General features: G+C 74.8%; 29 protein-coding genes. 20 read left to right on the forward strand and 9 right to left on the reverse strand.

Annotated features, from left to right (window positions below; translation table 11 throughout):
- Position 1: 1 nt before the first annotated feature.
- The 3 genes from PHK61_RS01190 to PHK61_RS01200 are packed head-to-tail and all read right to left on the reverse strand — an operon-like array spanning position 2 to position 1,614.
- A complete protein-coding gene (locus tag PHK61_RS01190) occupies positions 2–739 on the reverse strand; it encodes a DUF899 family protein (protein ID WP_274279130.1) in 738 nt (245 codons plus the stop codon).
- The gene (locus PHK61_RS01195; protein WP_274279131.1) at positions 729–1,118 is read right to left on the reverse strand and encodes an ArsR/SmtB family transcription factor; all 390 of its coding nucleotides are present in this window, start codon (positions 1,116–1,118) and stop codon (positions 729–731) included. Before PHK61_RS01195 ends, PHK61_RS01190 begins: the two co-directional genes overlap by 11 nt.
- Positions 1,108–1,614 (reverse strand): SRPBCC domain-containing protein, encoded by a 507-nt coding sequence (locus PHK61_RS01200; protein ID WP_274279132.1) that lies wholly within the window; start codon positions 1,612–1,614, stop codon positions 1,108–1,110. The genes PHK61_RS01195 and PHK61_RS01200 overlap by 11 nt, the downstream gene beginning before the upstream one ends.
- A 149-nt stretch (positions 1,615–1,763) precedes the next feature.
- Between PHK61_RS01200 and PHK61_RS01205 the strand changes: the two genes are divergently transcribed.
- From PHK61_RS01205 to PHK61_RS01240, 8 genes are all read left to right on the forward strand, one after another.
- Positions 1,764–2,963: an ROK family transcriptional regulator gene (locus PHK61_RS01205; protein WP_274279133.1), complete on the forward strand. Its 1,200-nt coding sequence runs from the start codon at positions 1,764–1,766 to the stop codon at positions 2,961–2,963.
- A 169-nt stretch (positions 2,964–3,132) separates the two neighbouring features.
- Positions 3,133–3,978: a trehalose-phosphatase gene (otsB, locus tag PHK61_RS01210; protein ID WP_274279134.1), complete on the forward strand. Its 846-nt coding sequence runs from the start codon at positions 3,133–3,135 to the stop codon at positions 3,976–3,978.
- Positions 3,979–4,038: 60 nt separating this feature from the next.
- Positions 4,039–6,672 (forward strand): glycoside hydrolase family 65 protein, encoded by a 2,634-nt coding sequence (locus tag PHK61_RS01215; RefSeq protein WP_274279135.1) that lies wholly within the window; start codon positions 4,039–4,041, stop codon positions 6,670–6,672.
- Positions 6,669–7,433, forward strand: a complete 765-nt coding sequence (locus PHK61_RS01220; protein WP_274279136.1) for an HAD family hydrolase — start codon at positions 6,669–6,671, stop codon at positions 7,431–7,433. The genes PHK61_RS01215 and PHK61_RS01220 overlap by 4 nt, the downstream gene beginning before the upstream one ends.
- Positions 7,430–8,407: an ROK family glucokinase gene (locus PHK61_RS01225; protein ID WP_274279137.1), complete on the forward strand. Its 978-nt coding sequence runs from the start codon at positions 7,430–7,432 to the stop codon at positions 8,405–8,407. The genes PHK61_RS01220 and PHK61_RS01225 overlap by 4 nt, the downstream gene beginning before the upstream one ends.
- Positions 8,404–9,843: a sugar porter family MFS transporter gene (locus PHK61_RS01230; protein WP_274279138.1), complete on the forward strand. Its 1,440-nt coding sequence runs from the start codon at positions 8,404–8,406 to the stop codon at positions 9,841–9,843. The genes PHK61_RS01225 and PHK61_RS01230 overlap by 4 nt, the downstream gene beginning before the upstream one ends.
- A 93-nt stretch (positions 9,844–9,936) precedes the next feature.
- Positions 9,937–11,145, forward strand: coding sequence for a glycosyltransferase family 4 protein (locus tag PHK61_RS01235; RefSeq protein WP_274279139.1), 1,209 nt, complete (start codon positions 9,937–9,939; stop codon positions 11,143–11,145).
- The gene (locus PHK61_RS01240) at positions 11,142–12,191 is read left to right on the forward strand and encodes an NUDIX hydrolase (RefSeq protein WP_274279140.1); all 1,050 of its coding nucleotides are present in this window, start codon (positions 11,142–11,144) and stop codon (positions 12,189–12,191) included. The genes PHK61_RS01235 and PHK61_RS01240 overlap by 4 nt, the downstream gene beginning before the upstream one ends.
- A gap of 1 nt (position 12,192) precedes the next feature.
- Here PHK61_RS01240 and PHK61_RS01245 read toward each other — a convergent pair whose 3' ends face one another.
- The gene (locus PHK61_RS01245) at positions 12,193–12,603 is read right to left on the reverse strand and encodes a VOC family protein (RefSeq protein ID WP_274279141.1); all 411 of its coding nucleotides are present in this window, start codon (positions 12,601–12,603) and stop codon (positions 12,193–12,195) included.
- Positions 12,604–12,641: 38 nt separating this feature from the next.
- On the opposite strand from PHK61_RS01245, the gene PHK61_RS01250 reads away from it, so the two are divergent.
- From PHK61_RS01250 to pdxT, 7 genes are all read left to right on the forward strand, one after another.
- Complete coding sequence (locus tag PHK61_RS01250; RefSeq protein WP_274279142.1) at positions 12,642–13,283, forward strand: TetR/AcrR family transcriptional regulator; 642 nt, start codon at positions 12,642–12,644, stop codon at positions 13,281–13,283.
- 103 nt (positions 13,284–13,386) lie between these two features.
- Complete coding sequence (gene pdxS / locus PHK61_RS01255; protein ID WP_274279143.1) at positions 13,387–14,289, forward strand: pyridoxal 5'-phosphate synthase lyase subunit PdxS; 903 nt, start codon at positions 13,387–13,389, stop codon at positions 14,287–14,289.
- Positions 14,290–14,321: 32 nt separating this feature from the next.
- A complete protein-coding gene (locus PHK61_RS01260) occupies positions 14,322–14,858 on the forward strand; it encodes a hypothetical protein (RefSeq protein WP_274279144.1) in 537 nt (178 codons plus the stop codon).
- A 20-nt stretch (positions 14,859–14,878) separates the two neighbouring features.
- Positions 14,879–15,304, forward strand: coding sequence for a hypothetical protein (locus PHK61_RS01265; RefSeq protein WP_274279145.1), 426 nt, complete (start codon positions 14,879–14,881; stop codon positions 15,302–15,304).
- A gap of 146 nt (positions 15,305–15,450) precedes the next feature.
- Complete coding sequence (locus tag PHK61_RS01270; RefSeq protein WP_274279146.1) at positions 15,451–16,509, forward strand: class I mannose-6-phosphate isomerase; 1,059 nt, start codon at positions 15,451–15,453, stop codon at positions 16,507–16,509.
- Positions 16,510–16,586: 77 nt separating this feature from the next.
- A complete protein-coding gene (locus tag PHK61_RS01275) occupies positions 16,587–16,859 on the forward strand; it encodes a hypothetical protein (RefSeq protein WP_274279147.1) in 273 nt (90 codons plus the stop codon).
- Positions 16,860–16,879: 20 nt separating this feature from the next.
- On the forward strand, positions 16,880–17,497 hold the full coding sequence (gene pdxT, locus PHK61_RS01280; protein ID WP_274279148.1) for a pyridoxal 5'-phosphate synthase glutaminase subunit PdxT: 618 nt from the start codon (positions 16,880–16,882) through the stop codon (positions 17,495–17,497).
- Positions 17,498–17,536: 39 nt separating this feature from the next.
- Here pdxT and PHK61_RS01285 read toward each other — a convergent pair whose 3' ends face one another.
- On the reverse strand, positions 17,537–17,929 hold the full coding sequence (locus tag PHK61_RS01285) for an SCO5389 family protein (protein ID WP_274279149.1): 393 nt from the start codon (positions 17,927–17,929) through the stop codon (positions 17,537–17,539).
- Positions 17,930–17,955: 26 nt separating this feature from the next.
- The gene (locus PHK61_RS01290) at positions 17,956–18,900 is read right to left on the reverse strand and encodes an ATP-binding protein (RefSeq protein ID WP_274279150.1); all 945 of its coding nucleotides are present in this window, start codon (positions 18,898–18,900) and stop codon (positions 17,956–17,958) included.
- 49 nt (positions 18,901–18,949) lie between these two features.
- On the opposite strand from PHK61_RS01290, the gene PHK61_RS01295 reads away from it, so the two are divergent.
- The 4 genes from PHK61_RS01295 (at position 18,950) to PHK61_RS01310 (ending at position 22,122) form a co-directional block, all read left to right on the forward strand.
- Positions 18,950–19,969 (forward strand): LLM class flavin-dependent oxidoreductase, encoded by a 1,020-nt coding sequence (locus tag PHK61_RS01295; RefSeq protein ID WP_274279151.1) that lies wholly within the window; start codon positions 18,950–18,952, stop codon positions 19,967–19,969.
- A 67-nt stretch (positions 19,970–20,036) separates the two neighbouring features.
- Positions 20,037–20,546 (forward strand): SRPBCC family protein, encoded by a 510-nt coding sequence (locus tag PHK61_RS01300; protein ID WP_274279152.1) that lies wholly within the window; start codon positions 20,037–20,039, stop codon positions 20,544–20,546.
- Positions 20,546–21,643, forward strand: coding sequence for an LLM class flavin-dependent oxidoreductase (locus PHK61_RS01305; protein ID WP_274279153.1), 1,098 nt, complete (start codon positions 20,546–20,548; stop codon positions 21,641–21,643). Before PHK61_RS01300 ends, PHK61_RS01305 begins: the two co-directional genes overlap by 1 nt.
- On the forward strand, positions 21,640–22,122 hold the full coding sequence (locus tag PHK61_RS01310; RefSeq protein ID WP_274279154.1) for a winged helix-turn-helix transcriptional regulator: 483 nt from the start codon (positions 21,640–21,642) through the stop codon (positions 22,120–22,122). Before PHK61_RS01305 ends, PHK61_RS01310 begins: the two co-directional genes overlap by 4 nt.
- 1 nt (position 22,123) lies before the next feature.
- Here the strand turns inward: PHK61_RS01310 and PHK61_RS01315 are convergent, their stop codons facing one another.
- From PHK61_RS01315 to PHK61_RS01325, 3 genes are all read right to left on the reverse strand, one after another.
- Positions 22,124–22,597, reverse strand: coding sequence for an SRPBCC family protein (locus PHK61_RS01315; protein ID WP_274279155.1), 474 nt, complete (start codon positions 22,595–22,597; stop codon positions 22,124–22,126).
- Between the two features lie 59 nt (positions 22,598–22,656).
- Entirely contained in the window at positions 22,657–24,063 is a 1,407-nt protein-coding gene (locus PHK61_RS01320) for a PQQ-dependent sugar dehydrogenase (RefSeq protein WP_274279156.1), read from the reverse strand.
- A gap of 78 nt (positions 24,064–24,141) precedes the next feature.
- On the reverse strand, positions 24,142–24,636 hold the full coding sequence (locus PHK61_RS01325; protein WP_274279157.1) for a PaaI family thioesterase: 495 nt from the start codon (positions 24,634–24,636) through the stop codon (positions 24,142–24,144).
- 206 nt (positions 24,637–24,842) lie between these two features.
- Between PHK61_RS01325 and PHK61_RS01330 the strand changes: the two genes are divergently transcribed.
- A complete protein-coding gene (locus PHK61_RS01330; protein ID WP_274279158.1) occupies positions 24,843–25,604 on the forward strand; it encodes a YebC/PmpR family DNA-binding transcriptional regulator in 762 nt (253 codons plus the stop codon).
- Position 25,605: the final 1 nt, after the last annotated feature.

Consider the following 25,605-nt stretch of genomic DNA (forward strand, 5'->3'; position numbering starts at 1 on the left):
CTCAGGGCGCGGGGGTGCGCCCGGCCGCGATCCGCGACCACTGCGCGGCCGGACGCCCGTCGAGACAGAAGTCGCTGCCGTCGACGACGACCGGCTGCGGCCAGCCGGCGGGGGAGTCCTCCCACGGCTCGCCGCGCCCGTAGACCGTCATGTCGAGCAGGCCGGTGGTGGGGGCCATGACCTCCACGCCGCGCCCGCGGGTCCGGTACGTCTCGTACACACGGTCCCCCACGCGCAGGAAGGCCAGCAGCGCGAACCCGCCGTCCAGCTCCAGCGCCTCCTGCCCGGCCGCGTCGATCGCGTACCAGGGCGCCTCCAGGCCGAGGAAGTCGCGGTAGCGCACGCTGTCCGCGTAGGGCCCCTGGGCGATCGTCGCGTACGTGACCCCGCGGGCGTGCAGGTAGGCGAGCTCGCGCACCTGGCTGTTGAAGTAGGTGCACCCCGGGCACTGCTCGGCGGCCGAGTGCCCGGCGTGCCACATGTGGCAGTAGGCGACGAGGCGGGCGCGGCCCTCGAACGCGGCCAGCAGCGTCGTCGGCCCGTCCGCGCCGGTTAGCGGCCGGGCGGCGTCCACCTCCACCATCGGCAGGCGCCGGCGGGCCGCGGCGATCGCGTCGCCCGCGCGGGTGTGCGCCTTCTCCCGGGCGAGCAGCGCGTCGCGCGCCTCCTGCCACGTGGCGCGGTCCACGACGGGCGGCAGGGCCGTGCCCTCGGTGTCGATCACGGCGTCAACGGTCATGGTGACCTCCTGGGTCGTTCTCCGGTGTGTCGGTGCTGTCGAGGTGGGCGACGAGCGCGTCGAGGCGGTCGTCCCAGTCGCGGGCGAGGGCGGCGAGGAACTGCTGGGCCACGCGCATCGGCGCGGACCGCAGCCGGAAGCGCACGCGGCGCCGCTCGCCCGGTTCGGCGGTGACCAGGCCCGCGTCGGCGAGCAGGGTCAGGTGCTTGGCGATCGCCTGCCGGGAGATCGGCAGGCGCGCCGCGAGGTCGGTGGCGGTGGCGGGCCCGTCCGCGGCGAGCGCGGCGAGGACGGCCCGCCGCGTCGGGTCCGCGAGCGCGACGAACACCTGCTCGGCGACCGCCTCGGGGTCGGGCCCGGGGGCCGGGTCAGGCGGCATCGAGGTACGCGACGAGCTCGCCGAGCTCGTGGGTCCAGCCGTCGCTGTGCGACGCGTAGCCGGCACGGTGGTCGTCGTCGGAGAGCTGGGCGAAGCCGGACTCGACGAGGTGGAGCCGGGTCCCCGTCGGCGTCGGCTCGAGGGTGAAGTCGACGTACGTGCGCCGCGGGTCCTCGCGCGCGACGCCGTCGACGCGCCAGGTGAAGCCGAGGACGCGGGCCTCCTCGACGCGCTCGACGCGGATCTCGGCGGTGGTGTCCCCGGATGCGTCCCCGGATGTGTCCCCGGATGCGTCCCTGGATGTGTCCCCGGATGTGTCCCCGGATGCCTCCCCGCCGGTCCAGACGACCTCGGCGCGCCCGCCGGGCCGCAGGTCGATCGCGGCCCGGTCGCCCAACCAGGACCGCAGACCCTCGGCGGTGGTCAGGGCGCGCCAGACGACCTCGGGGCGGTGGGCGAGCTCCACCGTGCGTTCGATGCGGTCGGGGAATCCCACGGCGCCTCCTCGACGAGTAGCAACTGGACGGTTGCGAAAATATGGCAACCGAGCAGTTGCGTCAAGGCCAGGCCGTCGTCGCGTGAGTGGTGCGTCCGTTCGGGGTAGACGTGACGTGGAGCACACAGGGACGCGCTATCGTTCATCGCATGAACACGGTGTCGCGCCCCGGTTCGCCGGCCGGCCTGCGCGACGCGAACCGGCGGCGGGTCCTCGACGCCGTGCGCAGCGGCGGTGCGCCGACCCAGGCCGAGATCGCCCTGGTCACCGGTCTCGCGCCCGCCACGGTGTCGAACATCGTGCGCGACCTCGGTGCCGCGGGCGTGCTGACCGCGGGCGACGAGGTGCGCGGGGGACGCCGTGTCCGCGCCGTCCGTCTCGTCCGCGGTGCCGGGATCGTCGCCGGCATCGACTTCGGCCACCGCCACGTGCGGGTCGCCCTCGCCGACCTCGCCGAACCCACGGCGGCGGCCGGGCACCCGGCGCCGCCGCAGCGCACGGAGTTGCGCGCCGACCTCGCCGACGGCCACGGCGTCGCCGACGGCCTCGACGCCGCCGCCGCCCTGCTCGACGACGCCCTCGGCCGCGCCGGCATCGACCGGGCCGCCCTGCGCGGGGCCGTGGTCGGGCTCCCGGCGCCGCTCGACCTCGCGACCGGGGCGGTCGGCGCCTCCGGCGTGCTGCCCGGCTGGGTGGGCGTACCGCTGGCCGGGCGGGTGTCGGAGCACCTCGGGGTGCCGAGCTCGGTCGACAACGACGCCACCCTCGGCACCCTGGCCGAGCAGCGCTGGGGCGCGCTGAGCGGCGTCGACGACGGCATCTTCCTCAAGCTCTCCGACGGCGTGGGGGCCGGGCTCGTCCTCGGCGGCCGGCTCTACCGCGGGCCCGACGGGACCGCCGGCGAGATCGGGCACGTGGTGGTCGACCCGGGCGACCGGTTCGCCGCGGTGTGCCGCTGCGGGCACCGGGGCTGCCTCGAGACGGTGGTGTCGACCCGCACGGTGACGGCGATGCTCGCCCCGCTGCTCGGCGCGCCGCCCACGGTCGCCGAGGTGGTCGCCCGCGCCCGCGACGGCTACGCGCCGGCGTCGCGCATCCTCGCCGACACCGGGCACCACGTCGGGGTCGCGCTCGCCGGGCTGTGCACGGTGCTCACCCCGCGTCGCATCGTCGTCGGCGGCGAGCTCGCCCAGGCCGGCGACCTGCTCCTCGCGCCCCTGCACGCCGCCCTCGCGGCCGCCGCGCTCCCCGGCACCACGCGGACCGCGGAGGTCGTCGTCGCCGAACTGGCCGAGCACGCCCCCGTCCTGGGGGCCCTCGCGCTCGCCCTCGACCGCTGCGCCGCCTGATCGCTGCCCCGCCCGATCGCTGCCCCGCCCGGTCACCCGGCTGGCGCGCCGCGCCACGAAGGACGAAGATCACGGCCGCTGTGTTCATCAATTGACGACGTCCCCGGGCCCGCCCTAGCCTGTGGTTCGCATCACACGACAACGGCGCGCCGAGATGCGGAGGCCCCTGGTGACCGTGTCCGCCGACGACTCCGCGACCACGACGGCGGCCGAGCTGCCGCACGCGCTCGACGCCCCCGAGGTGGCGCAGCGCCTCGACGGCCGGCGTCCCGCCGTGTTCCTCGACTACGACGGCGTCCTCACGCCGATCGTGCCGCGCCCCGAGGACGCGATCATGACCGACGAGATGCGGGGGATCCTGCGCTCGCTGGCCGCCCGCTGCCCGGTCTGCATCGTCTCGGGGCGCGACCGCGCCGTGGTCGAGCAGCTCAGCGGGGTCACCGACCTCGTGGTCGCCGGCAGCCACGGCTTCGACATCCACGACCCGCAGCGCGGCGTCATCGAGCACGAGGCCTCCCGCGGCTGGGAGGGGCTCGTCGCCGAGGTCACCGAGCGGGTCCGGGCGGCGGCCGCGGGGATCGAGGGCGCCCAGGTCGAGCCCAAGCACGCCTCGGTGGCCGTGCACGACCGCCACGTCGCCCCCGGGGAGCGCCCGCGCGTGGCCGCCCTCGTCGAGGAGGTGCTCGCCGAGCACCCCGGCGAGCTGCGTGTCACGCCGGGCAAGTTCGTCCACGAGATCCAGCCGAAGATCGACTGGAACAAGGGCAAGGCCGTCGAGCACCTCATCGGGGTCCTCGACCTCGACCACCCCGACATCGTGCCGATCTACCTCGGCGACGACATCACCGACGAGGACGCCTTCCGCGCGCTCGCCGGGCGCGGTGACCACGGGACGCCCGGTCTGGGCATCCTCGTGATCGACCCGGCCGACGCCGCCGACCGGGAGACCGCCGCGACGGCCGTGCTGGCCACGGTCGACGAGGTCGGCCGCTTCCTCGACGGCCTGGCCCGGTGAGCCCGTGAGCCAGGTGAGCCCGACCCTCCCGCCGCCCGTCCTACGAGTACGGAGACGTCCGTGACGAGCACGACCGACCAGCAGCCCGCGACCGACACGGGTGACGTCCTGCCCGGCGGCGCCGTGGCCGACGACTTCACCCTGACCTGGACCGGTCTCGAGCCCGACGACGAGGGCCTGCGCGAGGCCCTGACCAGCACCGGCAACGGCTACTTCTGCACCCGCGGCGCCGCCGAGTGGGAGGACACCGACGCGCCGAAGCACTACGCGGGCACCTATGCCCACGGCGCCTACAACCGCGAGACGACGATCCTGGGCGGGCGCCCGGTGCTCAACGAGGATCTCGTCAACCTGCCGAACTGGCTGGTCCTCAAGCTGCGCATCGAGGGCGAGGAGGCCATCCGCCTCGACAACGTCGAGGTGCTGGACTACCGCCACTCCTACGACATCCGCACGGCGATGGTCACCCGCGAGTTCCGCTTCCGCGACCGCGCCGGGCGCGAGACCACGCTGCGCAGCCGCCGCTTCGTCTCGATGGCGCACAGCCACCAGGCCGCCATGGAGTGGACGGTCACCGCCGAGAACTGGTCGGGCCGCATCGGCGTCGTCTCGGCGATCGACGGCCGCGTCGACAACACGATGGTCGCCCGCTACCGCGACCTCGAGGGTCGCCACCTCGACCCCGTCACGCCGCGCACCTTCGGGCCGGAGATCATCGCGCTGAAGGTCCGGACGCGGCAGTCGAACCTCTACGTCTCCGAGGCCGCCCGCACCCGGGTCTACCGCGGCCGCGGGCGCGGCTGGGAGAAGGTGGAGCCGGTCCGCACGCTCCACCAGATGAACGACTACGTGCAGCAGGTGCTCGACCTCGACCTCACCGAGGGCGAGACCGTGCGCGTCGAGAAGATCGTCTCGTTCTTCACCAGCCACGACAACGCGATCACCGAGACGCTGACCGCCGCCGGGCGCCACGTCGAGCGCTACCCGGACTTCGCGGGCTGCCTCGCCGAGCACGTCGACGCCTGGGACGAGTACTGGGACGTCTGCGACCTCGAGGTGCCGGGCGTCCCGCGCGTCCAGCTGCTGCTGCGCTTCCACATGGCCCACGTGCTGCAGGTCTGCTCGCGGCACACGGCGCGCCACGACGCCGGCGTCCCCGCCCGCGGGCTCAACGGCGAGGCCTACCGCGGGCACGTGTTCTGGGACGAGCTCTACGTGTACCCGTTCCTCAACTACCGGCTCCCGGAGATCACCCGCGGGCTGCTGATGTACCGCTACCGCCGCCTCGCCGAGGCCCGCGCGGCGGCGGCCGAGGCGGGCTACCGCGGGGCGATGTTCCCGTGGCAGTCGGGCAGCGACGGCACCGAGGAGACGCAGGTCGTCCACCTCAACCCGCTGTCCGGCCAGTGGGACCCCGACCACTCGCACAACCAGCGCCACGTCAACGCCGCGATCTTCTACAACGTCTGGCAGTACTACCAGGCCACCGACGACCTGGAGTTCCTGCGCGACTACGGCGCCGAGCTCATGCTCGAGATCGCCCGGTTCTGGGCGTCGATCGCGCACCGCAACCCCAACACCGGCCGCTACGAGATCCACGGCGTGATGGGGCCCGACGAGTTCCACGAGCGCTACCCGGGGTCCGAGGACGGCGGGCTGCGCAACAACGCCTACACCAACGTCATGGTCGCGTGGATCTGCGCGACCGCCCCAAAGGTGCTCGCGCTGCTGCCCAAGAGCCGGCGCCGCGCGCTGCGCAGCCGGCTGGGCATCACCGACGACGAGATCACCCGCTGGTCGGAGATGTGCACCTCGATGACGGTGCCGACCCACCACGACGACGACGGTCACCCGGTGATCACGCAGTTCGAGGGCTACGAGGCGCTCGGCGAGCTCGACTGGGAGGGCTACCGGGCCCGGCACCGCAACATCCAGCGGATGGACCGCATCCTCAAGGCCGAGGGTGACGACCCCGACCGCTACAAGCTGGCCAAGCAGGCCGACGCGGTGATGCTGTTCTTCCTGTTCGGCGACGACGAGCTGCGCGAGATCTTCTCCCGGCTCGGGTACGACGCGATCGCCGACGACGACGACCTCGCCCGCCGCACCATCGCGTACTACGACCGGCGCACCTCGCACGGCTCGACGCTCTCGCTCGTCGCGCACGCCGCGGTGCTGGCCGGCATCGATCCCGAGAGCTCCTGGGAGCGCTTCCTCGTCGCCGTCGAGTCCGACATCGGCGACGTGCAGGGCGGCACCACCAAGGAGGGCATCCACATGGGGGTCATGTCGGGGACCCTCGACCTGCTCCAGCGGGCCTACCTCGGCGCCGGCGCCCGCGACGGCGTGCTGACCTTCTCGCCCCGGGTCACCCTGCGCCTCGACGGGCTCGCCCTCTCGCTGGTGTTCCAGGGCACGACGCTGCGCGTCTCGGTCGCCGGCGGCGCGCTCACCGTCGCCGTGCAGTCGGAGGGCTTCAGCCACCCCGTGCGGATCGGGCTCGGCGACGAGGTCCGCGAGCTCGGGGCCGGCCAGGAGTGGACCGTCGATCTCGACGGCGACGGCCGGATCCACCCGCGCGCGACGGCGTCGGTCGGTGCCGCGACCACGGCGACCCCGGCGAGCACGGCGACCTCGGCGACCTCGGCGACCACCGCCACCGGCGGCCACGACCACGAAGGGAACGGCGCATGAGCGGCACGGAACGGTCCGGATTCGGCGGAGCGATCTTCGACGTGGACGGCGTCCTCGTCGACTCCCCGCACGAGGAGGCCTGGCGCGAGTCGCTCCGCGAGCTCATGGAGGGCCCCTGGTCGGACATCGTCGCGCAGACGAGCTACACGCCCGAGAGGTTCACGCCCGCGCTCTACCACGAGCGGATGTCGGGCAAGCCGCGCACGGCCGGGGCGACCGCGGCCCTCGAGTACTTCGGCGTCCCCGACATCGAGCGCCGCGTGCAGGAGTACGGCGAGTACAAGCAGGAGATGATCATCCGGTTGATCTCGGAGGGCCGCTTCTCGGCCTACGACGACGCCGTCCAGTTCGTCGTGAACGTCAAGCAGTCCGGCATCCCGATCGCCGCGGCGTCCTCGTCGAAGAACGCCAAGCTCTTCCTCGAGCGCGTCGACCTGTCCCGCTTCGGCGCCGAGGGCAACCTGCACGGCTACTTCGACGTCGACGTCTCCGGCCGCGACTTCGCCCAGGGCAAGCCCAACCCGGAGATCTTCCTGACGGCCGCCTCCGAGCTCGGCGTCGACCCGGGGGACGCGTTCGTCGCCGAGGACGCGGTCAACGGCATCCAGGCCGCGAAGGCCGGCGGCTTCGGCGCGCTCGGGGTGTCCCGGGCCGACGACGTCGACGCGCTGGCCGCCGAGGGCGCCGACCTGGTCGTCACCGACATGGGCACGATCGACCTGTCCGCGCTGGCCCGCGGCGAGCTGGTGAGGAAGTCGTGAGCGGGCTGACCGTCGGCGTGGACGTCGGCGGCACCAAGATCGCCGCGGGGGTCGTCGACGAGACCGGCAAGCTCATCGCCTCCACCCGCCGCGAGACACCGGCGACCGACACGCACATGGTCCTGGAGGCCATCGCCGACGGCGTGCGCGAGCTGCGCACCGGCCACGAGATCGCCGGGGTGGGCATCGGCGCGGCGGGGTTCGTCGACGCGGCCCGCGCCAAGGTGATGTTCGCGCCCAACCTCGCGTGGCGCGACGAGGACCTGCGCGGCGAGCTGTCGGTGGCGCTCGACCTCCCGGTCGTGGTCGAGAACGACGCCAACGCCGTGGCCTGGGCGGAGTCCCGGTTCGGGGCGGGCCGCGACCACGACGACCTCGTCGCGATCACGATCGGCACGGGCGTCGGCGGCGGCATCGTCACCAACGGGCGCCTGCTGCGCGGCGGGTTCGGCGTGGCCGCCGAGATCGGCCACATCACGATGGTCCCGTACGGGCGCCGGTGCGGCTGCGGGCTGCAGGGCTGCTGGGAGCAGTACGGCTCCGGGCGCGCGCTGGTGGGGGAGGCCCGCGAGATCGCGCGGCACTCGCCGGCGTTCGCGGCGGGCCTGCTCGCGGCCGCCGGCGGCGATCCGGAGGCGATCACCGGGGAGATGGTGACCGCGGCCGCCCAGCAGGGCGACGTGGGCGCGCTGCACTGCTTCGACGAGATCGGCCGCTGGATCGGCCTCGGTCTCGCCCAGCTGGCGGCCGTGCTCGACCCGACCCTGTTCGTCATCGGTGGCGGCGTGTCCGCGGCCGGCGAGGTCCTGCGGGGCCGGGTCGAGGAGACCTTCCGAGCGAATCTCACGGGACGCGGTCACCGGCCGGTCGCCGAGGTGCGGCTCGCGGAGTTGGGGTGGGAATCGGGCATGGTCGGGGCCGCCGACCTCGCCCGGACCAGTGACGACAGTGCCGTTCCGGGGAGTGACCAATGACCGATCCAGCGCCGGGCACACCCGGCTCGAGGCAGAAGACGACCGCGAAGGCGATCCTCATCTCGATCGTGGCCGCCGTGGGCGGCTTCCTGTTCGGCTTCGACTCCAGCGTCATCAACGGCGCCGTCGATGCGCTGAACGATCAGTTCGGGCTCCAGGACAGCCCGCTGCTGTCCGGCTTCGCGGTGGCCGTGGCCCTGCTGGGGTCGGCGGTGGGCGCCTGGTTCGCGGGGCCGTTCGCGGACCGGTACGGCCGCGTGCGCGTCATGCTCATCGCGGCCGCGCTCTTCGCCGTCAGCTCGATCGGATCCGGTCTCGCGTTCGCGGTCTGGGACCTGATCATCTGGCGCTTCCTCGCCGGCGTCGGCATCGGCATCGCCTCGGTGATCGCCCCCGCCTACATCGCGGAGATCGCGCCCGCGCACATCCGTGGCCGGCTGGCGTCGCTGCAGCAGATGGCCATCGTGCTCGGCATCTTCGTCGCCCTGCTCTCCGACGCCCTGCTCGCGGGCGTCGCCGGCGGCGCGGCGAACACGTTCTGGCTGGGTCTCGAGGCCTGGCGCTGGATGTTCCTCGTCGGCCTCATCCCGTCGATCATCTACGCGGTCCTCGCCCTGCGGATCCCCGAGTCGCCCCGCTACCTCGTGGCCAAGGGACGGATGGAGGAGGCCGGGCGGGTCCTGGCGCAGGTCCTGGGCACGTCGGTCGACGCGGTGCAGCATAAGGTCGGCGAGATCGCCGACACCCTGCGCCGCGAGGACAAGCCGAGCCTGCGCGACCTGCGCGGGAGCGCGGCCGGCCTGCGCCCGATCGTCTGGGTCGGGATCCTGCTGTCGGTCTTCCAGCAGTTCGTCGGCATCAACGTGATCTTCTACTACTCGACGACGCTGTGGCAGGCCGTCGGGTTCTCCGAGAGCGACTCGTTCCTCGCGTCGGTCATCAACTCGCTGGTCAACGTGCTGGCCACCGTCGTGGCGATCCTCATCGTCGACAAGGTGGGCCGCAAGCCGATGCTGCTCGGCGGGTCGGCCGGCATGGTGGTCACGCTGACGATCATGGCGATCGCGTTCTCGCAGGCCGTCATCACGGTGGTCGACGGCGAGGAGACGCCGAACCTGCCCGGCCCGTGGGGTCCGATCGCGCTCATCGCGGCGAACCTCTACGTGGTCGCCTTCGCGGTCTCGTGGGGCCCGGTCGTCTGGGTGCTGCTCGGCGAGATGTTCCCGAACTGGCTGCGTGCCGCCGCCCTGTCGGTCGCCGCGGCCGCGCAGTGGATCGCGAACTTCCTCATCACCGTCAGCTTCCAGGCCCTCGCCGACATCGGCCTGACGCTGGCGTACGGCCTCTACGCACTCTTCGCCCTCCTGTCCTTCCTGTTCGTCAGTCGCTACGTGCAGGAGACCAAGGGCAAGGAGCTCGAGGAGATGGTGGCGTAACCGGCCCCGCGGGGCACGGCGCGCCGGCGCGCCGTGCCCCGCGCCGAGGTCGTCACGGGGTCGTGACGCGGCGCCGATAGGCTGGCGTCCGCCATGCGCATCGGGATCGTGTGTCCGTACTCGCTGGACGTGGCCGGTGGGGTCCAGGCCCACGTCCTCGACCTCGCGCACGCCCTGACCGGACTGGGGCACCACGTCGACGTGCTCGCGCCGGCGGGCGAGGACACCCCCGTGCCCGCCGGGGTCACGCGCGCCGGGCGCTCGCTGGGCATCCCGTACAACGGCTCGGTCGCGCGCCTGACGTTCGGGCCGGTGTCGCTCGCGCGGGTGCGGCGCTGGCTGCGGGACGGCGACTTCGACGTCCTGCACGTCCACGAGCCGACCGCGCCGAGCCTGTCGTTCCTCGCCCTCGTCGTGGCCGAGGGCCCCGTGGTGGCGACGTTCCACACCTCGACGCCGCGCTCGCGCACGATGACGTTCTTCGAGCCCGTGCTGCGTCCGCTGCTCGAGCGGGTCACGGCGCGGATCGCGGTGTCGCCGCTGGCGCGCCAGGTCTACGTCGAGCACCTCGGCGGGGACGCCGTGGAGATCCCGAACGGCGTGGACGTCGGCGCGTTCGCGGGCGCCGACCCGCTGCCGGGGCACGCGCACCACGGTGACGGCGCGACGGTCGGGTTCGTCGGGCGCTACACCGAGCCGCGCAAGGGCATGCCGCTGCTGCTCGAGGCCCTGCGCCCGCTCGCCGCCCAGCGCCCCGACCTGCGCCTGGTCGTGGTCGGCCGGGGCGACGAGGACGAGCTGCGCGAGCAGGCGGGCCCGGAGCTCGCGGGGCGGATCGAGCTGCTCGGCGCCGTCGACGAGCCCACCAAGGCCTCGATGCTCGCCTCGGTCGACCTGCTCGCCACCCCGAACAGCGGCGGCGAGAGCTTCGGCGTCGTGCTCGCCGAGGGCATGGCCGCCGGGGCGCCCGTGGTCGCGAGCGACATCGACGCGTTCCGCCGCGTGCTCGGCGAGCCGCCGGCCGGCGTGGCCGTGCCGAGCGGCGACGCGGCCGCCTGGAGCGCGGCGGTCGCGGCGCTCCTCGACGACCCCGCCCGCCGGGACGCGCTGCGGGCCGCCGGGCGCCGGCGCGTGGCCGCGTTCGACTGGTCGGTGGTGGCCGCCGCCGTCCTGCGGGTGTACGAGGTCGCCGTGGCGGCCGATCCCCGCCGGGTCGGCGCGACCGGGCGGCTCTCGGCCCCGGTGACGACGGGATCCCGCGAGCAGCGCCGCCGGGAGCACGACCTACCGTCGTCGTCGTGACCCTCCTCGGCCCCACCGGCGTGCTGGTGGTCATCGTCGCCACCGCGGTGCTCCTGCTGGTGATCGTCACCGGGGCGGTGCTGGTCGCCCGGGCCCGGCGCCTGGACCGCCTGCACGTGCGCACCGACGCCGCCGCGGCGGGCCTGGCGGCGGTGCTCGACCGGCGGGCCGCGGTCGTGCGCGCCATCGCGGCGACGGCCGGCCCCGTCGCGCTCGCCGACGCCGACCGACGCGCCCTGCGCGCCGCCGCCCGCGCGGCCACGGCGACCCGCGCGGCGGGCGAGGGCGGTCTCGACGCCGAGCGCGAGGCGGCCGAGAACGACCTGACCCGCGCCCTCGCGTCCCTCGACACCGCCGCGCTCCCGGCCGACCTCGCCGCCGAGCTCGCCGACGCGCACGCCCGGGTGTCGGTGGCGCGCCGCATCCACAACGACGCCGTCCGCGACACGCGCGCCCTGCGCGGGCGCCGGATGGTGCGCTGGCTGCGCCTCGCCGGCACGGCGCCGGTGCCGCGCTACTTCGAGATCGCCGAGCCGGGCCCCGACGGCCTGCCGCTCGAGCCCGCGGTCCGCGCCGCGCAGGACGCGGTGCGGACGGTGGTCATCGACGGCGACGGGCGGGTCCTGCTGTTCGAGGGCGTCGACCCGGCGCGGCCCGCCGAGTCGTTCTGGTTCGCGCCCGGTGGCGGCGTCGCCGCGGGGGAGGACCCCGTGGCCGCCGTCGTGCGCACGGTGGGGGAGGAGGCGGGTCTGGTGGTGCGCGCCGAGCAGGTGCGCGGGCCGCTGTGGGTCCGCGAGGTGGTGTTCGAGGCCGACGGTACGACCTACGCCGGCCGCGAGCTCTTCCACGCCGTGCACGTGCCGAACGGCCAGGTCGACTCCAGCACGTTCACCGAGCACGAGTCGCGCACCGTCACGGGCCACCGCTGGTGGACCCCCGCCGAGCTGGCGGTGACGCTCGACGTGGTCCACCCCCACCAGCTCCCGGACCTGCTCGCCGACCCGCGCACGCTCGAGCCGGGCCCGGTCCCGCTGGCGATCCACTAGGTCACCACCGACCCACCACGGCGTCCGCGTACTCGCTCCCCACGGGGATCTCGGTGATGACGTCGACGAGCACGCCGGCGGGGTCGGCGACGATGAAGTGGCGCTGGCCGAACTCCTCGGAGCGCAGCTCGAGCTCGGGCCGCAGGCCCCCGCGCACGACGAGGCGCTCGTACTCCGCGTCGACGTCGGGCACCTCGACGTTGAGCAGCAGGCCGCGCGCCGCGGTGCGGAAACCGGCGGGCACCGTCGGGTGGTCGGCCGCGACGAACGCGAGCTCGTGCGCCCCACGCCGCAGGCTGGCGTACCAGTCGACCTCGAAGACCACCGCGAACCCGAAGTGCTCGACCCAGAAGGCCCGGCAGGCGGCGACGTCGGCGACGGCGAGGACGGGGTAGAAGCCGGTCGGTTCCATGGTGGCGGGTCCTTTCGCGTACCGTTGGTACGTGAAGGATGCTGACGTACCATCGGTACGTCAAGTGGTGGGAGCACGTGGTGGGAGGCAGTGCCGTGGCCGGGGTCCGGGTCGAGCAGCGGGAGCGCACGCGCCGGGCCCTCGTCGAGCAGGCGCGGGCGCTGTTCGCCACGCGGGGCTACGGCGACGTCGGCCTCGCCGAGATCGTCGCCGCGGCGGGCGTCACCAAGGGCGCGCTCTACCACCAGTTCGACGGCAAGACCGACCTGTTCCGCGCGGTGCTCGCCGACGTCGCGGACGGGGTCGCCGCGGCGGTGGTCGCGGCCGCGCGGGAGCAGGGGGACGACCCGTGGGCGCAGTTCACGGCCGGGAGCCGGGCCTTCCTGGTGGCGAGCACCGACCCGGCGGTGGCCCGGATCGCGCTCGTCGACGGGCCGGCCGTGCTGGGGTGGTCCGAGTGGCGCGCGGTGGACGAGGCCACCTCGGGGCGCCACCTCGTCGAGGCCCTCGAGACGCTCGTGGCCCGCGGCGTGCTCGCGCCGCGCCCGGTCGAGCCGCTGGCCCACCTGCTGGGCGGGGCGATGAACGAGGCCGCGCTGTGGCTCGCGGTCACCGACGAGCCCGACGCCCTGGACCGGGTCTGGGCCGAGCTCCTGGCGATGATGGAGGCACTGCGCTGAAGGGTGCACCGCGTCACGCCTCACGCCCGCCTGACGGACGTACGATCGGGCAGGACGTCGCGACCGACACAGCCGTCGAGAAGTGCACCACCGGAGGACCACCGTGACCAGGCCCGACACCGCCCCCGCCACCGGCACCGGAGGGGTCAAGCGCGGCCTCGCCGACATGCTCAAGGGCGGCGTGATCATGGACGTCGTCACGCCGGAGCAGGCGAAGATCGCCGAGGACGCCGGCGCCGTCGCCGTCATGGCGCTCGAGCGCGTCCCGGCCGACATCCGCGCCGACGGCGGCGTGGCCCGCATGTCCGACCCCGACATGATCTCCGGCATCGTCGAGGCCGTCTCCATCCCCGTGATGGCCAAGGCGCGGATCGGGCACTTCGTCGAGGCCCAGGTGCTCCAGTCCCTGGGCGTCGACTACGTCGACGAGTCCGAGGTGCTCACCCCGGCCGACGAGGCCCACCACATCGACAAGTGGGCGTTCACCGTGCCGTTCGTCTGCGGTGCGACCAACCTCGGCGAGGCCTTGCGGCGCCTGGCCGAGGGCGCGGCGATGATCCGCTCGAAGGGCGAGGCCGGCACCGGCAACGTCGTCGAGGCGACGCGGCACATGCGGGCGATCCGCTCGGAGATCCGCGCGCTGACGCGGATGGACCCCCAGGAGCTCTACGCCGCGGCCAAGGAGCTGCGGGCGCCGGTGACGCTCGTCCAGGAGGTGGCCGAGGCCGGGCGCCTGCCCGTCGTCCTGTTCACCGCCGGCGGCATCGCCACCCCGGCCGACGCGGCGATGATGATGCAGCTGGGCGCCGAGGGCGTCTTCGTCGGCTCGGGCATCTTCAAGTCCGGCGACCCGGCCCGGCGCGCCGAGGCGATCGTGCGGGCGACCACGTTCCACGACGACCCCGACGTCATCGCCAAGGTGTCGGCGGGCCTGGGCGAGGCGATGGTCGGGCGCACGACGTCCGACATGCCCGAGCACGAGCGGCTCGCGACGCGCGGCTGGTGAGCCCCGCCCGCGTGCGTGGCACGATGCGGGCGATGACCACGTCGCACGGCTCCCCGGTCGATCCCGAGGCGCGGACCGAGACGATGCGCGCCGTCGGGCCCGAGACCCCCCACGCACACCAGGCCCCTCCGCCGGCCCAGGCCCCGCCCCAGGCGGCCCGCCGCCGGCCCGCCGAGCAGGAGCCGGTCGAGGAGCCGGCCACGCGCAACGGCATGGGCACCCCGGCCCTGGTGCTGGGCCTGCTCGCCGCCGCGACGTGCTGGACGGGCTGGGCGGGCGTGGTCCTCGGCCTGCCCGCCGTCGTCGCGGGCTACCTGGGCGCGCGCCGCGCGTTCCACGACCTCGCGACCGACGGCGCCGCCTCGCTCGGCGGTCTCGTCACCGGGCTCGTCGGGCTGATCGCCGGCGCGATCATCGTGTGGCCGACGCTGTTCGGCTCCGGCGGGTTCGGCGACGGGCTGACCCTCGACCAGTGCATGGCGCAGTCCACGTCGGCCCGCGAGATGCACATGTGCAAGTCGCAGCACCTCGCCGAGTTCAACGAGCGGTACCCGAACGCCGCCGAGTGAGCGCCTGGCACGATCGCGCCATGACGTCCGCCCCGCAGCCCCCCGCCCAGCAGGGCCGCCGCGACGACCGTGAGCGCGACGGCGGCCTCGGGACCGCCGCGCTGGCCCTGGGCCTGCTCGCGGTCGGCACGTGCTGGCTGGGCTGGCCCGGCGTCGGGCTGGGGCTGCTCGGCCTGGTCGTCGGGTTCATCGGCTCGCGGCGCGCCTTCCACGACCCCCGGCGCAGCGGGGCGATGTCGCTCGGCGGCTTCGTGCTCGCCCTGGTCGGGTTCGTCGTCGGCGCGTGGATCGTCGTGCCCGGCCTGCTCGGCATCGGCACCTTCGGCGAGGGCCTCACGCTCGACGAGTGCATGGCGCAGGCCCAGGGCCAGCACGAGGAGCGGATGTGCGCCTCGCAGCACGTCGACGAGTACCGCGCCCGCTTCGGCGACCCCGGCACGGGCTGACGCCACCCCGCCGCATGCGCGGCGCCCCGATCGGTGACCCCTGCCGGTGACGGCAGTCCCCGAGCGGGAGGAGTCGCCGTGCGCGGCCACCACCAGGAGCACCCCGGCCACGAGCACCTGATGTCAACCGGCGGGACACCGATCCCGTGACCGGCTGGCTCCCGCTGCACCTGACCACACCCGTCGCGTCGCACGTGTTCGGGGGCCGGGCGATCGTCGAGCGCCTCGGGCGCGACGACCTGCCGCCGGGGCGCGTGGCCGAGGCGTGGGAGGCCAGCGACGTCGACGGGATGGCCTCGGTGGTCGTCGCCGGGCCCCTGACGGGGCGGTCGCTGCGCGACGTGGTGCGGACGTGGCCCGACGAGGTGCTGGGGCCCGGCCGGCGTGACGACGTGTTCCCGTTCCTGACCAAGACCATCGACGCGCACCGCACCCTGCCGGTGCACCTGCACGCCGACGACGCCACCGCGCAGCGGCTCGAGGGCACCCCGACGGGCAAGACCGAGGCGTGGCACGTCCTCGAGGCCGCCCCCGGGGCCACCGCCCTGTGCGGCACCCGGCCCGGCGTCGACGTCGACGAGCTGCGCGCGGCGCTGCTCGACGGCGACCACGACGCGGTCCTGCGCCGGCTCCCGGTGCGCGCCGGCGAGACGATCTACGTGCCGGGCGGGACGCTGCACTCCTTCGGTCCCGACACGCTCGTGCACGAGATCGAGCAGACCTCCGACGTCGTGCAGCACGCGATGCCGTGGCACATGGAGGACGGCTCGCCGGTGCCGCCCGCGCAGCAGCGGGCGAACATCGAGGCGCTGCTCGCGCAGTGGGACCCCGAGCCCCGCCCCGAGTTCCGCCCGGGGCTCGCCGTGGACGTCGACGACGGCGTCTCGCGGGTGGTGCTCACCGCCGGCCCGTACTTCGCGCTCGACCGCTGGCGCATCGCCCGCCGCGCGACGATCGGGGTCACCTCGGCCACCGTGCTGACCAACGTCGGCGCGCCGGTGTGCCTGCGGGTCGGCGACCACGCCGAGAGCCTGGGCCGCGGGCGGTCGGTCCTGCTCCCGGCGGCGCTCGGCGGCGTCGCCGTCGACGGGCCCGCCGACCTGCTCGCCGGCCACCGGCCCGACCTCGAGCACGACGTGCGGGAGCCGCTGCTCGCCGCGGGCCACGGGGCCGGGGCGGTCACCCGGCTGGTGGCCGCCGGATGACGCAGGGCCGTGCGCCGGTCGCGACCCGGGGGTCCGCCGGGCCCGGCCGGGGCTGCTCGGTCCGTAGCGTCGGGGCCATGAGCAACCGACCCCTGACACCGATCGAGGTCTGGGCCCGGGCCGTGCGGATCTACGTCGAGACGCCGGTGAAGGCCTGGAACGAGGGCGTCACCGCGGTGGCGCTGTCCCCGATCACGGCCTGGACGCGGGCCGCGACCTCGATCGCCGAGGCCCCCATCGACGCGTGGAGCCGGGGCGCGAAGTCCGTGGTGACCGCGCCGATCAGCGCCTGGAGCCACGCGGCCACGTCGGCCACCCAGCGTGTGCTGCGACTCGTCATGCCGCGCTGAACCGTTCCTAGACTGGAGCCGTGAGCGCACCCGTCGGCGTCCTGGCCCTGCAGGGCAACGTCCCCGAGCACCTCGACGCCCTGCGGGCGTGCGGGGCGGACGCACGGCCGGTGCGCCGTCCCGCGGAGCTCGCCGAGGTCGCCGGGCTGGTGCTCCCGGGCGGGGAGTCGACGACGCTCTCGAAGCTCCTCGAGGCGTTCGAGCTGCTGGAGCCGCTGCGCGAGCGCCTGCGGGCCGGGATGCCGGCGTTCGGCTCGTGCGCCGGGATGATCCTGCTGGCGCGCGAGGCCGTCGACGCCCGGCCCGACCAGCACCAGCTCGGCGCGCTCGACATCACGGTGCGCCGCAACGCGTTCGGCCGCCAGGTGCAGTCGTTCGAGACCGACCTCGCGGTCACCGGCGTCGCGGGCGGCCCGGTGCGGGCGGTGTTCATCCGCGCGCCGTGGGTCGAGTCGACGGGACGCGGCGTCGAGGTGCTGGCCCGCGTCCCGGGCTCGGTGCCCGGGCCGGCGTCGGGCAAGGTCGTCGCCGTCCGCCAGGGGCCGGTGATCGCCACCGCGTTCCACCCCGAGCAGACCGGCGACGCCCGCCTGCACGACCTGTTCCTGCGCCAGGTGCGTGACGTCGCCCCTGCGTGATCTCCCGAGCTGTCGCTCGGGAGATCCCGCACGTCGGCATCAGCAGTCCCGCAGCTCCGGCGACTGGTTGAGCAGCTGCCCGCGCGGCGAGGTGAACTCGCGGTAGGTCGCGCCGTCCACCGCCTCCGGGCGGAACGCCGCGACGCGGTGGCAGTTCTGGAAGGCGAGCGTGACGCCGAAGTGCCGTTCGAGGCCGCCGCGGATCGCGTCGGAGGCGAGCGCGCGGAGCAGCTGGCCGCGCTCGGCCTCGCTCGGCGGCGGGACCTCGTGGTCGGCGAGCTCGCCGTCGGAGAGCTCGAGGTCGGCGACGGTCGAGGAGATGACCGTCCACGCGTAGGGCAGCGAGGTGCGCACGCAGTCGACGAACGCGGCGTCGGTCACCTCGCCGCGCGCGGCGCTGTCGAGCAGCTCGGGGGAGACGTCCAGGGACATGGTCTGACCTCCAGGTCGTGACGGGTTCACAGCGGGACGGGAGCCGGGACGAAGTCCGGGTCGATCTGCTCGGCGAGCGCGGAGCCGGCCCAGGCCCGCGCGTTGCGCAGGTGCATGGCGACGGCGTCGGCCTGGTAGCGCTCCCAGTCCTTGGGCACGGCGTCGACCGCGGCGCGCAGATCGTCGAGCACCGTGGCGTTCGCCTCCTCGAGGCCCGCGACGTCGCGCGGGGCGCCGCGGTCGCCGGCGCGGACGTGGGCGGACCGGCCCAGCAGGCCGAGGAGGTCGTCGCCGACCTCGTCGCGCAGGAACGCGGCGTCGGCGTCGTCGGCCACCTTGTTGCCGACGACGGCCAGGCGCACGCCGAAGTCGCGGGCGTAGCCGGCGTACTGGCGGTACACGCCGACCGAGCGCAGGGTCGGCTCGCAGACCAGGAACGTCAGGTCGAAGCGGGTGAACAGGCCGGAGGCGAAGGCGTCGGCGCCGGCGGTCATGTCGACGACGACGTACTCGCCCGGGCCGTCGACCAGGTGGCCCAGCAGCAGCTCCACGGCGCCGGTCTTGGCGTGGAAGCAGGCGACGCCCAGGTCGGCCTCGTCGAACGCCCCGGCCAGGCCGAGCCGCACACAGGGCACGACCTCGCGGACGGCGGCGTCGTAGACCGGGTTGTCCTCGACGACGCGCAGCAGCCGCGAGCCGCGCCCGGGCGGCGTCGTCTTGATCATCTGGTCGGCCGACGGGATGCGCGGGTTGTCGCCGCGCAGCCACTCCTTGATCAGGCCCAGGTGCCCGGGCAGGGTCGGGAGGCCGGCCGCGTCCTCCTCGGACGCGCCCAGGGCCACGGCGAGGTTCTGGTTGATGTCGGCGTCCAGCGCCAGCACCGGGGCGCCGGCGGCGGCCGCCCGGAGCGCGAACAGCGAGGCGCAGGTGGTCTTCCCGCTCCCGCCCTTGCCGACGAACGCGACCTTCACCCGCGACCCCTCTCGTGACGCTGCGCCGAACGAGTGGTTACTCTAAGTCATGCGTGGCGATGCATGTGCAGGCACCGTCCGTCTCGGGCTCTTCCTGATCTCCCCCCAGTGGCCCGGCCGCGGCCACGGCGAGGCGCTCGCGGAGACCGTTCGGCTCGCCGTGCTCGCCGACCGCCTGGGCCTCGACGACGTCTGGCTCGCCGAGCACCACTTCGTCTCCTACGGCGTCTGCCCCTCGGCGACGACGCTCGCGGGGCACCTGCTCGCGGCGACGCCCCGGATCGGCGTGGGGACGGCGGTGAGCGTCCTGCCGGTCGCGCACCCGGTGGCGCTCGCCGAGCAGGCCGCGATGCTCGACCAGTTGGCGCCGGGCCGCTTCACGCTCGGCGTCGGGCGGGGCGGTCCGTGGCGCGAGCTCGTGGTGCAGGGCGGGGGGACGGCGCGCTTCGAGCGGGGCCTGGCCGAGGAGCTGGACGCGCTGCTCGGGGCGTGGCGGGCGCCGACGGTCGCGGGTGCGGGGCCCGTGCTGGCGTTCCCCGAGGTGGCGGTCGTGCCGCGCCCGGCGACGCCCGGGGGGCCGCCGGTGCGGGTGGCGGCGACCTCGGGGGCCACCGTCGACCTCGCCGCCGACCGCGACCTGCCCCTGCTGCTCGGGATGCACGCCGACGACGCCGAGCGGGGCGCCATGGTGCGCCGCTGGGACGCGCGGGCGGGGCGCGCCGGCGAGCACGTCGGCGTGGGGATCGCGCACGTCGCGGACACCCGGGCGCAGGCGCGGCGGGCGGTGCGCGAGGCCCTGCCGACCTGGCTCGGCCCGGGGCTCGCGGGCCACGTGCGCGCCGACGGCGCCCCGCGGACCCTGCGCGATCCCGTCGCCTACACCGACCTGCTGTGCGGGCTGCACCCCGTCGGCACGGTCGAGGACGTCGCCGAGCACATGGAGCGGACCGCCGCGGCGACGGGCCTGCGGCGCCTCGCGCTCATGGTGCAGACCACCGCCGACCCCGCCCGTACCACCGAGACCGTGGAGGCCCTGGCCTCCCTCCGTGAGCGCTTTCGGGGGCCATAGCCCCGGAAAGCGCTCACGGGGAAACGCTGGATATCGGGCACGTACTCAGCGGCGCTAGGCTCGGCCGATGCGCTACGCGGACCGCCCGACCGTCGAGGCCGAAGTCCACATCGCGGCGCCGCTCGCCCGGGTGTGGCCGTTCGTGCGGGACATCGGCGTCGTCGCCGACACCTCCGAGGAGCTGCAGGAGGCGCACTGGCTCCCCGCACCCGACGGGCCGGGGGAGGGCGACGCGCCGGCGGTCGGGCACCGCTTCCGCGGCCGCAACGCCCACCCGCAGGCCGGCGAGTGGGAGACCGTCTCGACCGTCGTCGAGTGCGACGAGGCGCGCCGCTTCGCCTGGGCGGTGATGGACACCGAGAACCCGACCGCGGTCTGGCGCTTCACGCTCACCCCGGTCGAGGGCGGCACCGAGCTGCGCCAGTGGGCGCAGATGGGGCCCGGTCCGTCCAACCTGACCGCGGTCATCGAGCGCATGCCCGACAAGGAGGAGCGGATCGTCGCCGGCCGCCTGCGCGAGTGGCGGGCGAGCATCGAGCGCACCCTCGCCGGGATCAAGGAACGCGCCGAGGCCTGATGCGCACCGCCACCACGATCGAGGCCTCCGGGGCGTCGTGGGCCGAGACCGTCGACTTCGTCGTCGAGGCCGAACGGCTCGGGCTCGACGCCTGCTGGGTCGCCGAGGCGTGGGGCTCCGACGCGCCGTCGCCGCTGGGCTACCTCGCCGCGCGCACCGAGCGGATGCTGCTCGGCTCCGGGGTCGTGCAGGTGGGCACGCGCTCGCCCGCCCTCGTCGCGCAGACCGCCCTGACCCTGCAGATGATGTCGCAGGGCCGCTTCCTGCTCGGGCTCGGCAGCTCCGGGCCGCAGGTGCTCGAGGGGCTGCACGGGGTGCCGTTCGCCCACCCGCTGGGCCGGATGCGCGAGACTGTCGCGGTCGTCCGCCGCGTGATGGCGGGGGAGAAGGTCACCCACGACGGCCGGCACGTCACCCTGCCGCTGCCCGGCGGGGAGGCGCGCCCGATGCGGGTGTCGGTCACCGCCGAGCGGCCGGTCCCGATCTACCTCGCCACCCTGTCGCCGAAGATGCTGCGCCTGACCGGCGAGGTCGCCGACGGCTGGCTCGGCACGAGCTTCGTCCCCGAGGGCGCCGCGACGTCGCTCGACCCGCTCGCCGAGGGCGCCGCGGCCGCCGGGCGCACGCTCGCCGACCTCGACCTGTGCCAGGGAGCCGAGATCGCCTTCGCGCGGGACGAGGACGAGCTCGCGACGATGCTCGACGAGCGGCGCGCGGGCCTCGCGTTCAGCCTCGGTGGCATGGGGTCGGCGACCCGGAACTTCTACCACGACGCCTACGCCCGCCAGGGCTTCGCCGACGTCGCCGCCGAGGTCCGGGCGCTGTGGCTCGCCGGACGCCGCGACGACGCCGCGGCCGCGGTGCCCCGCGCGATGGTCGCCGCGACCACGCTGATCGGCACCGACGACGGCGTGCGCGAGCGGCTGGCGGTGTGGCGCGACGCCGGCGTCACGACCGTGCGGCTCTACCCGGCGGGCGCCGACCTGCAGGAGCGGCTCGCGACGTTGGCGCGCGGCATCGAGCTCGTGCGGGACACGGAGCACTCAGGGGAGCACGCCGACAGGGGAGCCGGACCCTCTAGGAAGGTGTCGACATGACCACGTCCCTGCGCTGGCGCGACATCGACAGCGGCGCCTGCTCGATCGCGCGCACGATGGCCGTGCTCGGCGAGCCGTGGACGGTGCTCGTGGTGCGGGACCTGCTCCACGGCGTGCGCCGGTTCGACGACCTCGTCGCGCACCTCGGGATCGCGCGGACCGTGCTCACCCGGCGGCTCGCGGTGCTGGCCGAGGCGGGGCTGGTGGAGACCGCCGAGTACCGCGAGCCCGGGCGGCGCACCCGCCGCGAGTACCGGCTCACCGAGGCCGGTCAGGATCTCCGGCCCGTGCTGCTCGCGCTCATGGCCTACGGCGACCGCCACCGCGCCGACGGGCCGCCCGTGGTGGTGCGCCACGAGGGCTGCGGGGAGCCCGTGGCGCTGGTGGCGGAGTGCGCCGCCGGCCACCGCCTCGGCGCCGACGACGGGATGCGCAGCACGCCGGGTCCGGGGACCCGGCGCGCCGCGCCTCCGGACTGACCTACTGCGCGGCGTCGGCGACCTTGTCGATCGTCCGGGTCATCTGGTCCTCGGTGATCATCGGGAAGAAGCCCTTGAACTGGTCGTCCTGCACGCCGCTCCAGTCGTAGACCTGCGTGACCGCGGTGCCGTGGCCCGAGGGCTCGAGCTTCCAGGTCCAGACGTGGCCCTTGGCGGTGACGTCGCCGAGCTTGTCGGTGTAGCCGTCGAGCGGGTGCAGCTGGGGCGCCCAGGCGATCTCGCGGTCCTGCTCGAAGGACGTGACGGTGTTGAGCATCTGGTAGTCGCCCAGCGCGTCGTTGCGCATGTTCATGACGAACTGGTCGCCGACGCCGCTGACCGTCGCGCTGCCGTCGACGCCCTGCAGCATGCCCGCGCCGTCGAACTCGTGGTGCCGCCCGGGCGAGGCCAGCAGTGCGAACAGCTGGTCGGGCTTGGCGTCGACGGTGCGGGTCACGGTGATCTGGTCACTCATGGTGGTGTCGTGCCCGTCGCGCTCGCCGACCAAACGGTTGGGCACGACCGACGACGGGCTCAGCGCCCGGGCGGCGCCAGGCGGTACACCGCGTTCGCCCCGTCGTCGGTGACGTAGACCGCGCCGTCGGGGCCGGGCACCGCGGCCACCGGGCGGCCCCAGCGCGAGCCGTCCGGGGCCTGGAAGCCGCCGACGAGGGTGCGCTGGCCGTCGAGCCCCCCGTTGCGCCAGGGGTAGAACGACACCTCGGGCGCGCGGGGTGTCTGCCGGTTCCACGACCCGTGCACCCCGACCAGCGCGCCCGGCCCGTACGGCGCCGGCAGCGCGCCGAAGGCGAGGCCCAGTGGGGCGGAGTGGGCGCCCATCGTCTGCTCGACCGGGGTCAGCGACGCGCAGTCCAGGGCGCGGCCGTCGGGGTTGGTCTCGGCGTCGGCGACGAACGGGACGTCGGACGGGTCGAGGGCGCTGCCGGGGACGCCGGGCTGCACGTCGGGGTCGGGGTTGCAGTACGGCCAGCCCACGTCGCGCCCGGGGTAGAGGCGGGCGAGCTCCTCGGGCGGGTGGTCGTCGACGTAGTCGGGGACGACCTGCCCGCGGGCGGAGCCGTCGTTCTCGCCGTAGGGCCGGTCGTAGGGGAAGGGGATGTCGTCGCGGTTGTTCACCGCGGTCCACACCGCGCCGTCCGGGGCGATCGCGAGGCCGGTGCCGTTGCGGACGCCGCGCGCGTAGGGCTCGGCGGGCCCGCCGCCCGGCGGGACGCGCAGGATCGCGGCACGCTGCGGGGTCGACTCCCGGTCCTGCGGGGACACGTTGGCGGTCGAGCCGACCGAGATGTAGACCGCGCCGTCCGGGCCGACGGCGACGCTCTTGAGCGCGTGGGCGTACGCCCCGCGCAGGTCGGGGCTGCGCGCGTCGGGCAGGTCGTCGACCACCGTGGTGGGCGAGCCCAGCCGCCCCTCCGCGTAGGGGTAGGAGCGCACGGCGTCGCTCTCGGCGACGTAGAGCGTCGAGCCGGAGAACCACAGCCCGTGCGGCTGTGTCAGGCCGCTGACCAGCGACGTCGTCGTGGGGCCGCCGGCACCGGCGACGAGGCGCACCACCTCGCCCGCGCCGGGGCGCGAGACGAGCAGGGCGCCGTCGGGCGCGAACGCCGCCATGCGGGCGCCGTCCACGCGGGCCCAGACCGACAGCGACCAGCCCGCGGGCACGAGCGCCCGGCGCGCGGTGTCGAACGGCTCGGCGCCGAGCCCGGGCGGGACCGCCACGGGGGTCGCGACCAGCGCCTGGGTGGCCGCGCCGGCGGGAGCGGGCTCCTGCTCGCCGATCGGGCCGGCCGACGCCGTGCGGGCCGGGTCGGGCGGGCCCGCGGGCGGGGCGGGGTCGGGCGCGCCGCACGCGGCGACCAGCGCGAGGAGTGCGAGGAGTGCGAGGAGTGCGGTGGCCGCCGCGACCCGTCTGCCGACCATGCACGAACCCCTCGTCCTCGACGGCCCGACCCGGGTCGAGCCCACCACACGCCCGGTGGCGTCGCGCGGGGGGTCGGCCTAGTCGCGGAGGATCAAACAGCTCGACGTGGCCTCGGCGACCAGGCGGCCGCGGCCGTCGACGAGCTCGGCGCGCGCGAGCGCGGTGCTGCGCCCGGAGTGCACGACGTGGCCGGTGGCGCGGGCGGTGCCCGAGTCGGCGGTGAGGCGGCGCAGGAACTTCACCGAGAGGTCGAGGCTCGTGTAGCCGACGCCGGCGGGCAGGGTGCTGTGCACGGCGCAGCCGGCCGCCGAGTCGAGCAGCGTCGCGTAGATGCCGCCGTGGACCGAGCCGATGGGGTTGTAGTGGTACTCGGCGGGCTCGACGGTGAAGACGACCCGGCCGGGCTCGACCGACTCCACCCCGGCACCCACGAGCGTCATGATCGGCGGTGGCGGGAGCGTCCCGTCGGCCATGGCCTGCAGGAACGCCAGCCCGTCGCGCCCGCTCGCCGCGGCGGCGAGCGTCCGGGGGTCGGACCAGGTGTGGGTGCGCTCGCGCGTCGTGACGTCCATCGGGCTCCTGTTCGCCGGGGTGCTGAGTATCGTATCGGGACTCAGGCGTGTCGGCACCGTACCGTCCCTCCGCCGCCGTGAGGACCTCGGTAGACTGGATCGCCGGAAGTGTGCGCGGCGCCAGCCGCCGTCTGTGCCGGCCGGACCCTCCGGGAGCGGCGCCGCGGGATGTCCCGCGAGGCACGCGCGAGACGTAAGGGGAGACGATGAGCGGCCACTCCAAGTGGGCGACCACGAAGCACAAGAAGGCCGCGATCGACGCCAAGCGCGGCAAGATGTTCGCGAAGCTGATCAAGAACATCGAGGTCGCGGCACGGACCGGCGGCGGCGACCCGGCGGCCAACCCGACGCTCTACGACGCCATCCAGAAGGCGAAGAAGACCTCGGTCCCCAACGACAACATCGACCGCGCGGTCAAGCGCGGGTCGGGCGCCGAGGCGGGCGGGGCCGACTACCAGGCCATCACCTACGAGGGCTACGCCCCGGGCGGTGTCGCCGTGCTCGTCGAGTGCCTCACCGACAACAAGAACCGCGCCGCGGGCGAGGTCCGCACCGCCATGAACCGCAACGGCGGCGCGATGGCCGACCCGGGCTCGGTGGCCTACCTGTTCACCCGCAAGGGCGTCATCATCGTCCCCAAGGAGCAGGCCGGCGGCGAGCTCGCCGAGGACGACCTGCTGCTCGCCGTGCTCGAGGCCGGCGCCGAGGAGGTCAACGACTACGGCGAGAACTTCGAGGTGCTCACCGATCCCTCGGACCTCGTCGCGGTCCGCACCGCGCTGCAGGAGGCCGACGTCGACTACGACTCCTCCGAGGTGTCGTTCGTGCCGTCGATGAACGTCGAGGTCGACGCCGACGGCGCCCGCAAGGTGCTGCGGATCATCGACGCGCTCGAGGACTCCGACGACGTGCAGAACGTCTACTCGAACTTCGACGCCTCCGACGAGGTCATGGCCGAGGTCGGCTGAG

Source organism: Actinomycetospora lutea (genome assembly GCF_028737205.1).
GTDB classification, from domain to species: Bacteria; Actinomycetota; Actinomycetes; order Mycobacteriales; family Pseudonocardiaceae; genus Actinomycetospora; species Actinomycetospora lutea.

Coding starts and splice junctions, on each gene's coding strand:
- PHK61_RS01190 (WP_274279130.1), bottom strand. CDS start 739: ATGACCGTTGACGCCGTGATCGACACCGAGGGCACGGCCCTGCCGCCC.
- PHK61_RS01195 (WP_274279131.1), bottom strand. CDS start 1,118: ATGCCGCCTGACCCGGCCCCCGGGCCCGACCCCGAGGCGGTCGCCGAG.
- PHK61_RS01205 (WP_274279133.1), top strand. CDS start 1,764: ATGAACACGGTGTCGCGCCCCGGTTCGCCGGCCGGCCTGCGCGACGCG.
- PHK61_RS01220 (WP_274279136.1), top strand. CDS start 6,669: ATGAGCGGCACGGAACGGTCCGGATTCGGCGGAGCGATCTTCGACGTG.
- PHK61_RS01230 (WP_274279138.1), top strand. CDS start 8,404: ATGACCGATCCAGCGCCGGGCACACCCGGCTCGAGGCAGAAGACGACC.
- PHK61_RS01235 (WP_274279139.1), top strand. CDS start 9,937: ATGCGCATCGGGATCGTGTGTCCGTACTCGCTGGACGTGGCCGGTGGG.
- PHK61_RS01245 (WP_274279141.1), bottom strand. CDS start 12,603: ATGGAACCGACCGGCTTCTACCCCGTCCTCGCCGTCGCCGACGTCGCC.
- PHK61_RS01250 (WP_274279142.1), top strand. CDS start 12,642: ATGCTGACGTACCATCGGTACGTCAAGTGGTGGGAGCACGTGGTGGGA.
- PHK61_RS01260 (WP_274279144.1), top strand. CDS start 14,322: ATGACCACGTCGCACGGCTCCCCGGTCGATCCCGAGGCGCGGACCGAG.
- PHK61_RS01265 (WP_274279145.1), top strand. CDS start 14,879: ATGACGTCCGCCCCGCAGCCCCCCGCCCAGCAGGGCCGCCGCGACGAC.
- PHK61_RS01275 (WP_274279147.1), top strand. CDS start 16,587: ATGAGCAACCGACCCCTGACACCGATCGAGGTCTGGGCCCGGGCCGTG.
- PHK61_RS01285 (WP_274279149.1), bottom strand. CDS start 17,929: ATGTCCCTGGACGTCTCCCCCGAGCTGCTCGACAGCGCCGCGCGCGGC.
- PHK61_RS01295 (WP_274279151.1), top strand. CDS start 18,950: ATGCGTGGCGATGCATGTGCAGGCACCGTCCGTCTCGGGCTCTTCCTG.
- PHK61_RS01300 (WP_274279152.1), top strand. CDS start 20,037: ATGCGCTACGCGGACCGCCCGACCGTCGAGGCCGAAGTCCACATCGCG.
- PHK61_RS01305 (WP_274279153.1), top strand. CDS start 20,546: ATGCGCACCGCCACCACGATCGAGGCCTCCGGGGCGTCGTGGGCCGAG.
- PHK61_RS01310 (WP_274279154.1), top strand. CDS start 21,640: ATGACCACGTCCCTGCGCTGGCGCGACATCGACAGCGGCGCCTGCTCG.
- PHK61_RS01315 (WP_274279155.1), bottom strand. CDS start 22,597: ATGAGTGACCAGATCACCGTGACCCGCACCGTCGACGCCAAGCCCGAC.
- PHK61_RS01320 (WP_274279156.1), bottom strand. CDS start 24,063: ATGGTCGGCAGACGGGTCGCGGCGGCCACCGCACTCCTCGCACTCCTC.
- PHK61_RS01325 (WP_274279157.1), bottom strand. CDS start 24,636: ATGGACGTCACGACGCGCGAGCGCACCCACACCTGGTCCGACCCCCGG.
- PHK61_RS01330 (WP_274279158.1), top strand. CDS start 24,843: ATGAGCGGCCACTCCAAGTGGGCGACCACGAAGCACAAGAAGGCCGCG.